This window comes from Arthrobacter sp. ov407 (assembly GCF_900102895.1).
Taxonomy (GTDB): domain Bacteria; phylum Actinomycetota; class Actinomycetes; order Actinomycetales; family Micrococcaceae; genus Arthrobacter.
Genome location: NZ_FNGD01000007.1, coordinates 13,659 through 26,493, shown reverse-complemented (window position 1 = coordinate 26,493; position 12,835 = coordinate 13,659). Strand labels below are relative to the sequence as shown.

Genomic DNA, 12,835 nt, shown 5'->3' with positions numbered 1-12,835 from the left:
TCACTTCTCCTCAGCCAGCAATGCCACGATGTCCGGGTCCTCGAGCCGGCGGAACGCCCGGCGGGTGCCGCGGCCGCTTTCCGATCCCCGGTCCAGTACCGCAACTTCCAGTGCGGAAACCGGCAGGGTGGTGGTTTCCTTGTCTGCCACGAGTCCGGCTAGGGCCAGCCGGATGGCGCCCGCGAAGTCGAGTTCGCCCTGCCAGCCCGCCGCGACGGCTTCGGAAACCTTGTCCGCCTGGCCGCCCATCACGATAAAGCCGTGCTCATCGGCGATGGACCCGTCAAAGGTCAGCCGGTACAGATGGTCCGCTTCCTGGATCTGGCCGACTTCGGCCACGGCCAGTTCAACCTCGAAGGGTTTCTGTTCGGCCGTAAACACCGCGCCGAGGCTCTGCGCGTAGACGCTCGCGAGGCCGCGGGCCGTGACGTCTTCGCGGTCGTAGGAGTAGCCGCGGACATCGGCGTACCGCACCCCTGCTTGTCGCAGGCTCTCAAATTCGTTGTACTTTCCGACGGCCGCAAACGCGATTTTGTCGTAGATCTCGCCGATCTTGTGCAGCGACGGGGACGCGTTCTCCGCCACGAGGGCAATCCCGTCCCGGCAACTGATGACCACCACCGAGCGTCCGCGGGCGATGCCCTTCCGTGCGAAATCCGCACGGTCCTTCATCAGCTGTTCGGGGGATACATAGAACTGCTGGGTCATCTCAGGCCTCCCGCTGGGCGACGGCCCGGGATTCGATGACGCGGCCGGCCACGGCGGCGAGATCGCGGTCCGGGACACGGAAGGCGCCTGTTCGGTTCACGATATACACCACCGGCCATAATTGCCGGACCGGGTCCGGGCCGCCCGTGGCGGAGTCGTCGTCGGCGGCGTCGTACAGTGCCTCGACGGCGACCGCCACGGCGTCCTGCTCCGAGAGGCCGGGCCGCCACAGTTTTTTCAGCGCGCCGCGGGCGAACATCGAGCCGGATCCCACCGCATGGTGCTCCTGCTCCTCGTATCGGCCGCCCGTGACGTCGTAGGAGAAGAGCCGGCCGAAGCCTGCGGGCCGGTCGAATCCCGCGAACAAGGGAACGACGGCCAGGCCCTGCATGGCCATGGGCAGGTTGCCGCGCACCATGGCGCCGAGCCGGTTCGCCTTGCCGTCCAGGCTAAGGAGCGTGCCCTCGATTTTCTCGTAGTGCTCGAGTTCAACCTGGAACAGCCGGGTGATGTCTAGGGCGATTCCGGCGGTTCCGGCAATGCCCAGCACTGAGTACTGGTCAGCGGGAAAGACTTTCTCGATGTGCCGGCTGGCGATCACGTTGCCCATGGTGGCGCGGCGGTCCCCGGCCATCAGCACTCCCCCGGCGTAGGTCATCGCCACGATCGTGGTCCCGTGCGGGGCCTGCAGCGGTGCTGCCGGATGGGCGGCGGGCAACTGGTTGAAACGGACTTGGCCGAAGGGCATTAAGTCGGGCCGCTCGCGCTGCAGATGCTCGGTGAATGAGGACGTCGCGTTGGCTGCTACTCGGTTGGCTGTTGTTTCCTGCACTATCGCTCTCCCTCAACGTGGTGGATCAACGACTCTTCCGGCCCTTAGCCCCTCCCGCCGCCCTCATCCGGCGGTCGGCGGCGCTCCTACTGGCCGCCCTTTTGGACGAATGCGCGGACGAATTCCTCCGCATTGGACTCCAGCACGCCGTCGATCTCGTCGAGGAGATCGTCGACGCCCTGGGTGGCTGCCGACGCCTGGGCGTCCCCTGGGGCCGGCGGCGCGGCGGGGACGTCCTCGTCAACCTCGGTGTCCCGCGACTGCGGCTGCTGCTGCTCCTGGCCTGCCATTGTTTTCTCCTTCATGTCCGTCCCTTTTCTCCTAAGGGACATCCTTTAGCAATAGTGCCACGCCCGGGGCGCCCGCGGGGGGCTTTGTTCCTAGGAACCGGGGCTGAGTCCGAGCAGTTCGGCCAGGAACGTCCCGGCCTCCCGGTGCCGGGCGAACAGGGCGCCTGTGAGGGCTTCTGTTCCGCGCAGCGGCTCGCGGGTTGGGACCCGCTGGAGCCTGCCGCGGCCGGGGACATCGAAGATCACCGAGTCCCAGCTGGCCCCCGCGAGATCCGCGCCGAACCGGCTGACGCAGCGTCCGCGGAAGTACGCGCGCGTGTCCGACGGCGGTTCCGTCACCGCCCGGGCGATCGCGGCGTCGTCCACGATGCGCTGCATCCGGTCGCGGGCCAGCAGCCGATAATAGAGCCCCTTTTCGGGGCGGATGTCAGCCCACTGCAGGTCCACGAGGCCCAGCCGCGCGTTGTCCCAGCCCAGGCCGTCACGCTGCCGGTAGCCCTCCAGCAGGGACAGTTTGGCGAGCCACTCCACCGAGGAAGCGGCCGACGCCCGGTCACCGCCGAGTTCGCTCAGCGTGGCGGACCACCGTTCCAGGACCTCGTGGGTGTGGCCGTCACCGTCCACCGCGTCCGCGACGCCGGTGTCCTGCGCATGCTTCGAAGCGGCCTCCAAATAGATCCACTGCAGGTCCAGGGCAGTGATCCGTCGGCCGTCGCCCAGGCGCAGCAGCGCGGTGAGCGAGGTGTCGTGGCTGACGGCCTGCAGCGCGGCGACGGGTTCATGGACTTCAATCCGCGGCGCCAGCCCGGCCTCGATCAGGCTCAGGACCATGGCGGTGGTGCCGAACTTGAGGAAATTGGACGTCTGGCTGAGGTTGGCATCGCCGATGATGACGTGGAGCCTGCGGTATTTGTCCGCGGTGGCGTGGGGTTCGTCCCGGGTGTTGATGATGGGGCGGCGGATGGTGGTTTCCAGGCCCACTTCGGTTTCGAAGAAGTCAGCGCGCTGGCTGATCTGGTAGCCGGCCCGGGCGCTGTCCTGCCCCAGGCCCACCCGGCCGGCACCGCAAATGATCTGCCGGGTGACGAAAAACGGCGTGAGGCCGCGCACGATCTCGCCGAACGGCACCGAGCGGGGCATCAGGTAGTTCTCGTGCGAACCGTAGGAAACCGACTTGTTGTCCGTGTTGTTCTTGTACAGGTTGACGGGCGGCAGGTCGGGATCGGCGGCAAGGCGCCGGACAGCGGCCAAAGCCACGAGGTCGCCAGCGGCGTCCCAGGTGACGGCGGCGCGGGGGTTGGTCACCTCGGGACTGGAATACTCCGGATGGGCGTGGTCCACGTACAGCCGTGCGCCGTTGCCCAGCACCATGTTCATGAGCAGGGTGCCGGACTCGTCCTCGCCGTCGGCCTCGAGTTCCTGCCGCCCGTAGGCGAGGGCGACCGCCTCGGCGTCGAGGACGGGGGGCTGGTCGGTGAGTTGTTCCGGGTCCGCGCTGCTGCGCTCCAAGGTCCAGCCGCGGGCGTCGTGCAGCGGCTCTTCATCGGTGTAGTCCCACCGCGTTTCGGCTCCCCCGGCGGCGCGCTGCCGGGTCACCTGGGCGTACGCCTGGATGACCCGGGCCGACATCATCGTGGCGTTGGCTCCGGGGGCCGAGGGGGCGTGGATGCCGTATTCGGTCTCCGAGCCCATCACCCTCATTGCCCCGCCGACCGGCAAGCCGCCCGCAGTGTCGGCGGGCTTGCCGGGGACAACAGCCGTCACAGGTACTGGCCTGTGCTGGGCATCGTCTCGATGGACTTCCCGGGCTCCTGGCCGGCCTTGCCCTGGACGATGGTACGGATATACGTGATGCGTTCGCCCTTCTTGCCGGAGATCCGTGCCCAGTCGTCCGGGTTGGTGGTGTTGGGCATGTCCTCGTGTTCACGGAACTCGTCCACGACCGCCCGGAGCAGGTGGTCGATCCGCAGACCCTTCTGCCCGATGGTCAACAGGTCCTTGATGGCGTACTTCTTGGCCCGGTCCACGACGTTCTGCACCACGGCGCCGGAATTGAAGTCCTTGAAGTAGAGCATTTCGGTGTCGCCATTGGCGTAGGTCACCTCGAGATATTCGTTGGACTTGTCGGTGGAGTACATCGCCTCGACGGTCCGCTGGACCATGGCGTCCACGGTCGCCTGCACGTCGCCGCTGTGCTCGGCCAGGTCGGTCTCGTGGAACGGCAGGTCCGTGGTGATGTACTTGTTGAAGATGTCGGCCGCGGCCTCGGCGTCGGGCCGCTGGATCTTGACCTTGACGTCCAGGCGGCCGGGGCGCAGGATCGCCGGATCGATCATGTCTTCCCGGTTGGAGGCGCCGATCACGATCACGTTGTCCAGCCGTTCGACGCCGTCGATCTCGCTGAGGAGCTGCGGAACGATGGTCGTTTCGACGTCGGAGGAAATGCCCGTGCCGCGGGTGCGGAACAGCGAATCCATTTCGTCAAAGAACACCACCACCGGGCTGCCCTCGGACGCCTTCTCCCGGGCACGCGCGAAGATCAGGCGGATGTGCCGTTCGGTCTCGCCGACGTACTTGTCGAGCAGTTCGGGTCCCTTGATGTTCAGGAAATAGCTCTTCATGTCCGTCTTGCCGGCGCGCTCGGCGGCCCGCGCGGCCAACGAGTTGGCCACGGCTTTGGCGATCAGGGTCTTGCCGCAGCCGGGAGGGCCGTACAGCAGGATGCCCTTGGGTGCCTTCAGCCCGTGCTCCCGGTACAGGTCAGGATGCAGGAACGGCAGTTCGACGGCGTCGCGGATCTGCTCGATCTGCGGGCCCAGACCGCCGATATCCAGGTAGGTGATGTCCGGAACTTCCTCGAGCACGAGGTTCTCCACCTCGGAGCGCGGGATTTTTTCCAGCGCGTACCCGGTGCGCGAATCGATCGACAGTGCGTCGCCGACCCGGAGCCGCTGGGCCAGCAGGGCACCGGAGAGCCGGACGACCCGTTCCTCGTCGGCGCGGCCCACCACCAGGGCGCGGTCCGGTCCCAGCATTTCCTTCAGCGTGACCAGGTCCCCGGCCCGCTCGTAGCCGAGCCCGGCGACCACCATGAGGGCCTCGTTCAGCAGGACTTCCTGCCCGACGGCCAGCTGGCTGATGTTGACCAGCGGGCTGATCCCCACGCGCATCTTGCGGCCGGCGTTGAAGATGTCCACGGACTCTTCCGTGGCCGCCTGGCCGCTGTTCCCGGCCGTCGGCTGCCGCTTCGGGTTGAGCTGGAGGATCGTGCCGAAGCTGTACGGCGGCTGTCCCTCCTGGTCGAGGGCGTTCTTCAGCCGCAGGATCTCGGCCTTGGCCGTTTCCAGCATGCTGACCAGCTTGGAGTTGTTCTGTGTCGCGGCGGCAAGCTGACGGTCAATGTGGCGGAGCTTGTCCCGGAGGATGTTGACTTGCCGCTCTGCGACGGACAGTTCACTGGCGGCGTACCGTTCACCCTCGCTGGCTGCGGCCCGGGCCGCGTCCTGGCGTGCGGCGGCATCCGCGGCGTCCTCGGCCGGTGTGCGGCCCGGGTCAGTATTCGGAGTCTCCATCGTGCATCAGCCCCTTCCTGCTCTTCTGTTAAGACCATAGCCCTATGAAGGCGGGTGCCGCTGGAGACATCCGAAATATGCTGCCTAGTTCGTTATCTCCGGGGCGTCGACGACGTTTGTTCCGGCGATTGCGTCCCGGGCGGCGCGGCGCAGCTTCTTGTCCGAGACCGCCCGCTCGCCGACAGCGCCCGGGGTCCAGGCGTTGACGTCTTCTTCGTTAAAGTCGGTCTTGGAGGGGCGGCGCTTCACCGAAATTCCCGTGACTCCGTCGGCGAGACGGCGGGTTACCAGCAGGAAGCCCGTGTGGGCAACCATGCGGTGGTCCGGACGCACGGCCAGGCCTTCGAGATGCCAGCCGCGGACCATGGATTCCCACGCGTCGGGTTCGGTGAACCGTCCATCCGCGCGGATGGCTTCGGCTGTCCGCGAAAGCTGCGTCACAGTCGCGACATAATTGATCCACACTCCGCCGGGCGCCAGGACCGTGGCGACGGCGTCGAGGCATTCCCACGGCGCGAGCATGTCCAGGACCACGCGGTCCACCGAGCCGGGTTCCTCGGTGCGCACCACTTCCTCCTGGAAGTCGCCGAGCGAGATCTTCCAGGCCGGGTGCGGGCCGCCGAAGATGGTCTCGACGTTGCCGCGGGCGATGTCCGCGAACTCCTGGCGGCGCTCAAAGGAATGCAGGTATCCGTTGTCCCCCACCGCGCGCAGCAGGGAGATGGACAGGGCGCCGGAGCCGACGCCGGCCTCGACAACACGCGCGCCGGGGAAAATGTCCGCCATCGTCACGATCTGGCCGGCGTCCTTCGGGTAGACCACGGCCGCGCCGCGCGGCATCGAGAGCACGAAGTCCGAGAGCAGCGGGCGCAGGGTTTGGTACTGCTGTCCGACGTTGTTGACGACCACCGAGCCGTCAGGCTTGCCGATGATCTCGTCATGGTTCAGGAATCCCCGGTGGGTGTGGAAGGCTCCGCCGACTTCGAGCGTGATCGTGTTCATGCGGCCGCGCTCGTCCGTGAGCTGGACCCGCTCACCTTCGCGGAACGGCCCGCGGCGGCGCGCCGCGCCCGTCGCACCATTCGCGGTGGTGGCGGCGGTGACTGTGGTGGTGCCTGCGGCGGGGGTAGTGCCTGCGGCAGTGTCGCTGCTCATGAAGATGTTCCTCGCTCCTGTAAAGCTGTGTGGCCGCGGACATGCCGGCGGGCACCGGTCCTTGCGCGTGGGGGCCGGAAAATCACGACCGCCCAGTAACTCTACCGGTTCTGCCCCTGGTTCTGGCGTTCGTTCCGGTACTTGCCTGTAATGGCACGGAGGACGGCGGACTGGCGCAGCAGCCCGGTGACGGCGCCCTCGCGGTCCACCACTGCGTACTCCTGGCCTTCAATCTGGGCCAGGTACTGGACCAGATCCTGGCCTTTGGACCATTCCGGGACATAAGCGCCGGCGCCAAGGGGGTAGGCGACCGCGGTCAGGGCGGTCGCTGCAGCCAGGGCGGCAGGCACGGTGGCGGCGGCTGCGGCGTCGACGATGCCCACGGGGCGGCCGTCCCGGTCGCACAGCACCACGTTGGGCTTTCCTGCCGGCGCCAGGTCCAGGAGGTCTGCGACCGTGGCGGTTTCCGGAAGGCCGACGGCGGGTTCGGCGAGGGCCGCGGCATCGACAAGGTGCAGTCGGCCCCGCAGGCGGGCCTGCTGGATCGATGCCGATGCCCCCATCCACAGGAAGCTGCCCACGAGGGCGGTGATGAGGGTGAAGGAAATATCCGGTCGTGCACCACTGAGCAGGGGCAGGACAATGAACCACAGGGCCAGGCCGATCACGATGATCCGGCCCGCCCAACCGGCGGCAATGGTGCCCTTTTCCTGGCTGCCGGTGGCTTTCCAGACAGCGGATTCGACCAGCCGGCCTCCGTCCAGCGGAAGGCCGGGAAGCACGTTGAAGATGCCGATCAGCACGTTGGCCCAGACAAAGATGTTGGCCAGGATATCGGCGACGCCGCCCAGGTCCCCGTACGCGAGCGGGAGCCAGCCTGCGCCGGCAAGGACGAAGTTCGCAGCCGGGCCTGCCATCGCGACCAGGACGGAGCGCCCGGGAGAGGCGGTGAAGCTCTGGAACTGGGTGTGGCCGCCCCACAGGTTGAGGACAATTTTCTCCGTGGGCCAGTGGAACAGCTTGGCCGTCAGCGCATGCGCGAGTTCGTGGGCCAGCACGGAAATCAGGAGCAGCAGCGCGTAGGCGAATGCGACGAAGAAGGCGGTTACTCCGAGGCGGGGATTGTTGCTCTGCAGGACCGGCCCGTACGCGATCACCGTGAAGGCCGCGATGATGAACCAGGAATACGCCAGAAATACCGGAATGCCGGCAATGCGGCCCAGCGGAATCCCCTCCCGAAGGGTAGCCGCATTCTTGCCGGGCTGTCCGTGGCTGCCGGTGTCAGCCACGGAGACGGCCCCCGGTCGAGTGGGCGGCTGTGTCCGCCGCGCGCCCGAAGGTGGCGTCCGGGAATTCGTGCCGCAGGGCCACGAGCTCTTCCAGGTCCGCAACTGTGCGGCCTTCGAGGGTGTCCCAGGTGGCGCGGCGGGGATCGTCCGGCAGGGGCAGGATGTGCGGGATGGCGACCGTGACGACGCCGGACGCCACGGCGGCGGCGACACCCGGCACGGAATCTTCCAGGGCAACGCAGTGGTGCAGGCCCAGCTCGGGGTCCTGCTGCTGCAGGAGCTCAACGGCCCTCAGGTAAGCCTCCGGGTGCGGCTTACCCTGCACGACCGTGTCCCCCGTGACGAGGAACTCAAAGTAGGGCTCCGGCAGGCTCGCAACGATCTCCCGGGCCAGCGGACCCTCGGACATGGTGACGAGGGCGCAGCGGACACCGGCGTTGTACAGTTCGTCGAGCAGTTCGCGGGCACCGGGTCGCCAGGGGACGGAGTTCCGAATTTGGCTGATCACATGGCCGGTGAGGGTGTCGATGATGTCGCGCCGTTCCATCGCCACGCCGGCGTCCTGCAGGATGCCCGCGGAAAACGTCAGGGCCTGTCCCACGAGCTGCATGGCCTGGTCCTGGGACCATTGTCCGCCGTGGGCTTCAACGAGTGCGCGTTCGGCTTCGATCCAGTAGGGCTCGGTGTCGACAATGGTGCCATCCATGTCCCAGAGTGCTGCTTTAAGGAGGGGCCGGGAAGCTGAGGATCGCATGCCTTCCAGTCTACGGCGAAGCCCACGGCCGGGGGCCCGTGCTACGCCTACGGCGAATTCCGCCCACCCGGCCGCGGGATTTCGGACGGAACTTGTGCGGAACTGGGGCGCGCGCAGTGCTGTATTGCCTGCACGGGGCGGGGTCTTGGACGTAGGGTGATGGCATGAACAGCTTCGAGGCAGACCCCACCGAACCAGGCGCCGTCGCCGAGCCGGAGCGGCTGTTGCAGCCCGTCCCCGAGGGCCGGCGCATCACCGTCATGCTGGCGGCCTTTGAAGGCTGGAACGATGCCGGGGAGGCCGCCAGCGACGCCCTGCGCTATCTGAACAAGCTCTGGGGCGGGAAGAAGGTCGCGGCGATCGACGCCGACGAGTACTACGACTTCCAGTTCACCCGGCCCACGATCCGCCGGACGGCGGCCGGCGAGCGGAAGATCAAGTGGCCTTCCACGAGGATCTTCAAGGCCAGCGTCCCCGACTCGAACGTGGACGTCATTTTCGTCCAGGGCACCGAGCCCTCCTACAAGTGGCGCGCCTACACGGCGGAGCTGCTGGTGCATGCTGAGGCCCTGCACGTCGATTACGTCATCTTGGTCGGTGCGCTGCTGGCTGACGTGCCGCACAGCCGCCCGATTCCGGTCAGTACGTCCACGGACGACGCAGCACTGCGTGAGCGGATGGACTTGGAGGCCTCGCAGTACGAAGGCCCGGTGGGGATTGTGGGCGTGCTCGGCGAGGTGGCGTTGCTTGCCGGGCTCCCGACGGTCTCGCTTTGGGCGGCCGTGCCGCACTATGTGGCCCAGGCGCCGTCACCGAAAGCGCAGCTGGCCCTGTTGCACCGGATCGAGGAGTTGCTCCAGGTCCCGCTGGACACCACGGAACTGGTCGAGGAGGCCGACGCGTGGGAGCGCGGCGTGGACGAGCTCGCCACCGAGGATCCCGAAATTGCGGCGTATGTCCGCCAGCTGGAGGAGGCCAAGGACACCGCCGACCTCCCGGAGGCCAGCGGCGAATCGATCGCCCGCGAATTCGAGCGCTACCTCAAGCGTCGGGGCAAGGACAAGCCCTAGCGACGGGCCCGGTTAGAGTTCGACGCCGAGAAGGGCGTTGACGGCGTCGCTGACCAGCGCGGCGTCCGTGGCCGCGGCTGGCCCCGGGGTTTCCAGGGCGGCCTTGGCCCAGGCGTCCATTGCTACGAGCGCGCCGGGCGCGTTGAGGTCATTGGCGAGCTCGGTCCGCAGCCGGCCGATGAGGGCCGCGGCGGAGCCTTCAGGAGCCACGGCCCGTGCCTCGCGCCAGGTGCGGAGCCGGTCTTTGGCCTCGTCGAACCCGGCGTTGGTCCAGGACCAGTCCGTGCGATAGTGGTGGGCCAAGATCGCGAGACGGATCGCGGCGGGTTCTTCCCCGTCGGCGCGGAGCCGGGAGACCAGGACCAGGTTGCCCTTGGACTTGCTCATCTTTTCCCCGTCGAGGCCCACCATGCCAGCATGGGCGAAGTGGCGGGCCAGGGGTACGCCTGCGAGTGAGTAGGCATGGCCGGCGCCCATTTCGTGGTGCGGGAAGATCAGGTCCGAGCCTCCGCCCTGGACGGTGAACGGCTTGGGCAGGTACTCCTGGGCGATCACCGTGCATTCGATGTGCCAGCCGGGCCGGCCCTCCCCCAGTTCGCCGCCGGGCCAGCTGGGTTCGCCCTCGCGGGCAACCCGCCAGAGCAGCGGGTCCAGCGCCTGGCGCTTCCCGGCCCGGCCCGGGTCGCCGCCGCGTTCGGCGAAGAGTTCCAGCATTTCGGCGTCGGCGAGCCCGGAAATGGATCCCAGGGTCCAGGCGTCGACGGCGTCCGTCGAGTGCTTCCCGGCGGCTTCGACGTCGTAGTAGACATCACCGTCGGGCTCGCCGCCGGTGCCGGGGACGCGGTACGCGAGTCCGTTGCGCAGAAGGCGCTCGATGGCGGGGACGATCAGCGGGACGGCTTCGACGGCACCGATGTAGTGATCCGGAGCGAGGACGTTCAGGGCTTCCATGTCTGTCTGGAAAAGCTCGATCTGGCTCGCGGCGAGGTCGCGCCAGTCGACCCCGGTGGCCGTTGCGCGCTCCAGGAGGGGGTCGTCGACGTCGGTCACGTTCTGGACGTACGAAACTTGCTGGCGGCCGTCCCGCCAAGCGCGGTTCAGGAGGTCGAAGGCGACATAGCTGGCCGCGTGGCCCATGTGCGTGGCGTCATAGGGGGTGATGCCGCAGACATACATGGACTGCTCACCCGTGGCCTCCAGGGTGACGATTCCGCCCTTGGCGGTGTCGAAGAGGCGAAGGGCGGGCATGCTGCCGGGGAGTTGGGCAACAGGGCGGGAGATCCAGGATTTCACAGCCCAAGCCTAGTGCTAGGCGCTGATGACATTGAAACCGAGCAGCAGGAACAGGGACGTTCCCAAGATGATCCGGTACCAGACAAAGAGCCGGTAGCCGCGGGTGGAGACGTACTTCAGGAACCAGCCGATGATGACATAGCCCACGATGAAGGCGATCACTGTGGCCAGGGCCGTTTCCGGGAGCCCGTACGGGCCGGTGATGCCTTCCTTGGAGACCACCTTGTACAGCTGGTACAGGCCGCTGCCGAACACGGCGGGGATGGCCAGCAGGAACGAGTAGCGGGCCGCCGCCTCGCGGGTGTAGCCCATCAGGAGACCGGCGCTGATAGTGCCGCCGGAGCGGGACACGCCGGGGAACAGAGCCAGGGCCTGTGCGAGTCCGTAATAGAGGCCGTGCTTGTACGTCAGCTGCGTGAGTTCGCGGTCCTGCTTGCCGATGGTGTCGGCCACGGCCAGGACCATGCCGAACACAATCAGCATGGTCGCAACGCCCCAGAGGCTGCGGAGCACCGACTCGATCTGGTCCTGGAACAGCAGGCCCAGGACGATGATCGGGACACTGCCCAAGATCACCAGCCAGCCCATGCGCGCATCCGGGTTCCGCCGTGACACCTTGCCGGTCAGCGAACCGGACCACGCGCGGATGATCCGCAGGATGTCGCGCCAGAAATAGACAATCACGGCCGCCTCGGTGCCAAGCTGGGTGATGGCCGTAAAAGCCGCGCCGGGGTCTGATGCCCCCGGCAGAAAGGCGCCGACAATCCGCAGATGGGCGCTCGAGGAAATCGGGAGGAACTCGGTCAGCCCCTGTACTAGGCCCAGCAGAGCCGCTTGTATCCAGTTCACGTTTATAGACCCTACGTTATGAAGCACGGCGACTCCCGTAAGCTTGCTGGCATGCAGCAGCGTTATGTCGGCAACAGTGGGTTGCGCGTGTCCGCCCTTTCCCTTGGCACCATGTCTTGGGCCCGGGAAACCGAGGAACAGGATGCCGCCACCCTCCTGCGGTCTTTCGTCGATGCCGGCGGAACCCTGATCGACACGGCGGCGTCCTACGCCGACGGGCAGGCCGAGGCCATGCTCGGCGGAATGCTGGGCGACGTCGTCGCCCGTTCCGAAGTGGTGATCTCCACGAAGGCCGGGCTCACGACGACGGACGGGCGCCGCAGCGTCGACACGTCCCGTAACGGCATGCTCTCCGGGCTTGACGCGAGCCTTGCACGGCTGGGAACCGACTACGTGGATCTCTGGTTCGCGCACGCCTGGGATTCAAATGTGCCGCTGGAGGAGACCCTGTCCGCGCTGGACCACGCGGTGCGCTCCGGCCGGGCGCGTTATGCCGGTGTGTCCAATTTCAACGGCTGGCAGACAGCCAAGGCCGCCGCCATTGCGGGCTTCCCCCTGGTGGCCAACCAGTCCGAGTACTCGCTGCTGCAGCGCAGCGCGGAAATTGAGCTGATTCCGGCCATCGAGGACGCCGGACTCGGCCTGATGGCCTGGGGTCCGATCGGACGCGGCGTCCTGAGCGGAAAATACCGCGGTCACATCCCCGGGGATTCCCGTGCCGCCAGCCAGCGGCTCGCCACGTACGTGGAACCGTATCTCGAAGCGCCGGCGTCAAGTGTGGTGGAGGCTGTCGCCATGGCGGCGAAGGGGCTCGGCCGGACGCCACTTGATGTGTCGCTGAGTTGGCTCTTGTCCCAGCAAGGTGTGGCAACCGCAGTGGTGGGTCCTCGGACGCCGGTTCAACTCAAGGAGATCCTGGACTCGGCCTTCGCGCCGCTCCCGCCGGAGATCGCGCAGGCTCTCGAGGACGTGTCCGACCCAGCCTGAGGCCGGTTCCGGGAGTTCCGCACAGCCCCCAAATAA

At 67.3% G+C, this 12,835-nt stretch carries 12 protein-coding genes; 2 read left to right on the top strand and 10 right to left on the bottom strand.

Annotation, left to right across the window (positions count from 1 at the left end):
- From prcA to BLS42_RS10300, 8 genes are all read right to left on the bottom strand, one after another.
- The gene (gene prcA / locus BLS42_RS10335) at positions 1-708 is read right to left on the bottom strand and encodes a proteasome subunit alpha (protein WP_090580516.1); all 708 of its coding nucleotides are present in this window, start codon (positions 706-708) and stop codon (positions 1-3) included.
- A 1-nt stretch (position 709) separates the two neighbouring features.
- Positions 710-1,540: a proteasome subunit beta gene (gene prcB, locus BLS42_RS10330; RefSeq protein ID WP_090580512.1), complete on the bottom strand. Its 831-nt coding sequence runs from the start codon at positions 1,538-1,540 to the stop codon at positions 710-712.
- 86 nt (positions 1,541-1,626) lie between these two features.
- Positions 1,627-1,830: a ubiquitin-like protein Pup gene (locus BLS42_RS10325; RefSeq protein WP_090581157.1), complete on the bottom strand. Its 204-nt coding sequence runs from the start codon at positions 1,828-1,830 to the stop codon at positions 1,627-1,629.
- A 90-nt stretch (positions 1,831-1,920) separates the two neighbouring features.
- Positions 1,921-3,594: a depupylase/deamidase Dop gene (dop, locus tag BLS42_RS10320; RefSeq protein WP_371129553.1), complete on the bottom strand. Its 1,674-nt coding sequence runs from the start codon at positions 3,592-3,594 to the stop codon at positions 1,921-1,923.
- Complete coding sequence (gene arc / locus BLS42_RS10315; protein ID WP_090580509.1) at positions 3,591-5,402, bottom strand: proteasome ATPase; 1,812 nt, start codon at positions 5,400-5,402, stop codon at positions 3,591-3,593. The genes dop and arc overlap by 4 nt, the downstream gene beginning before the upstream one ends.
- 84 nt (positions 5,403-5,486) lie before the next feature.
- A complete protein-coding gene (locus BLS42_RS10310; protein WP_090580506.1) occupies positions 5,487-6,557 on the bottom strand; it encodes a tRNA (adenine-N1)-methyltransferase in 1,071 nt (356 codons plus the stop codon).
- 101 nt (positions 6,558-6,658) lie between these two features.
- Positions 6,659-7,846 (bottom strand): site-2 protease family protein, encoded by a 1,188-nt coding sequence (locus tag BLS42_RS10305; RefSeq protein ID WP_090580503.1) that lies wholly within the window; start codon positions 7,844-7,846, stop codon positions 6,659-6,661.
- Positions 7,839-8,600: an HAD family hydrolase gene (locus BLS42_RS10300; RefSeq protein ID WP_090580500.1), complete on the bottom strand. Its 762-nt coding sequence runs from the start codon at positions 8,598-8,600 to the stop codon at positions 7,839-7,841. The genes BLS42_RS10305 and BLS42_RS10300 overlap by 8 nt, the downstream gene beginning before the upstream one ends.
- 164 nt (positions 8,601-8,764) lie before the next feature.
- Here BLS42_RS10300 and BLS42_RS10295 point away from each other — a divergent pair, with 164 nt between their 5' ends.
- Positions 8,765-9,670 carry a PAC2 family protein gene (locus BLS42_RS10295; protein ID WP_090580497.1) on the top strand — a complete coding sequence of 302 codons (906 nt, stop codon included), beginning with the start codon at positions 8,765-8,767 and terminating at the stop codon, positions 9,668-9,670.
- 12 nt (positions 9,671-9,682) lie between these two features.
- Here BLS42_RS10295 and mshC read toward each other — a convergent pair whose 3' ends face one another.
- Positions 9,683-10,963 carry a cysteine--1-D-myo-inosityl 2-amino-2-deoxy-alpha-D-glucopyranoside ligase gene (gene mshC / locus BLS42_RS10290; protein WP_090580494.1) on the bottom strand — a complete coding sequence of 427 codons (1,281 nt, stop codon included), beginning with the start codon at positions 10,961-10,963 and terminating at the stop codon, positions 9,683-9,685.
- 15 nt (positions 10,964-10,978) lie between these two features.
- The gene (locus BLS42_RS10285; RefSeq protein ID WP_090580491.1) at positions 10,979-11,812 is read right to left on the bottom strand and encodes an undecaprenyl-diphosphate phosphatase; all 834 of its coding nucleotides are present in this window, start codon (positions 11,810-11,812) and stop codon (positions 10,979-10,981) included.
- A 51-nt stretch (positions 11,813-11,863) separates the two neighbouring features.
- Between BLS42_RS10285 and BLS42_RS10280 the strand changes: the two genes are divergently transcribed.
- A complete protein-coding gene (locus tag BLS42_RS10280) occupies positions 11,864-12,799 on the top strand; it encodes an aldo/keto reductase (protein WP_090580488.1) in 936 nt (311 codons plus the stop codon).
- The last annotated feature ends 36 nt before the right edge of the window (positions 12,800-12,835 follow it).

Excerpts from the sequence above, each read along its gene's own strand:
- arc (WP_090580509.1), bottom strand. The coding sequence starts at position 5,402 with ATGGAGACTCCGAATACTGACCCGGGCCGCACACCGGCCGAGGACGCC.
- BLS42_RS10295 (WP_090580497.1), top strand. The coding sequence starts at position 8,765 with ATGAACAGCTTCGAGGCAGACCCCACCGAACCAGGCGCCGTCGCCGAG.
- BLS42_RS10280 (WP_090580488.1), top strand. The coding sequence starts at position 11,864 with ATGCAGCAGCGTTATGTCGGCAACAGTGGGTTGCGCGTGTCCGCCCTT.
- BLS42_RS10300 (WP_090580500.1), bottom strand. The coding sequence starts at position 8,600 with ATGCGATCCTCAGCTTCCCGGCCCCTCCTTAAAGCAGCACTCTGGGAC.
- BLS42_RS10310 (WP_090580506.1), bottom strand. The coding sequence starts at position 6,557 with ATGAGCAGCGACACTGCCGCAGGCACTACCCCCGCCGCAGGCACCACC.
- BLS42_RS10325 (WP_090581157.1), bottom strand. The coding sequence starts at position 1,830 with ATGGCAGGCCAGGAGCAGCAGCAGCCGCAGTCGCGGGACACCGAGGTT.
- prcA (WP_090580516.1), bottom strand. The coding sequence starts at position 708 with ATGACCCAGCAGTTCTATGTATCCCCCGAACAGCTGATGAAGGACCGT.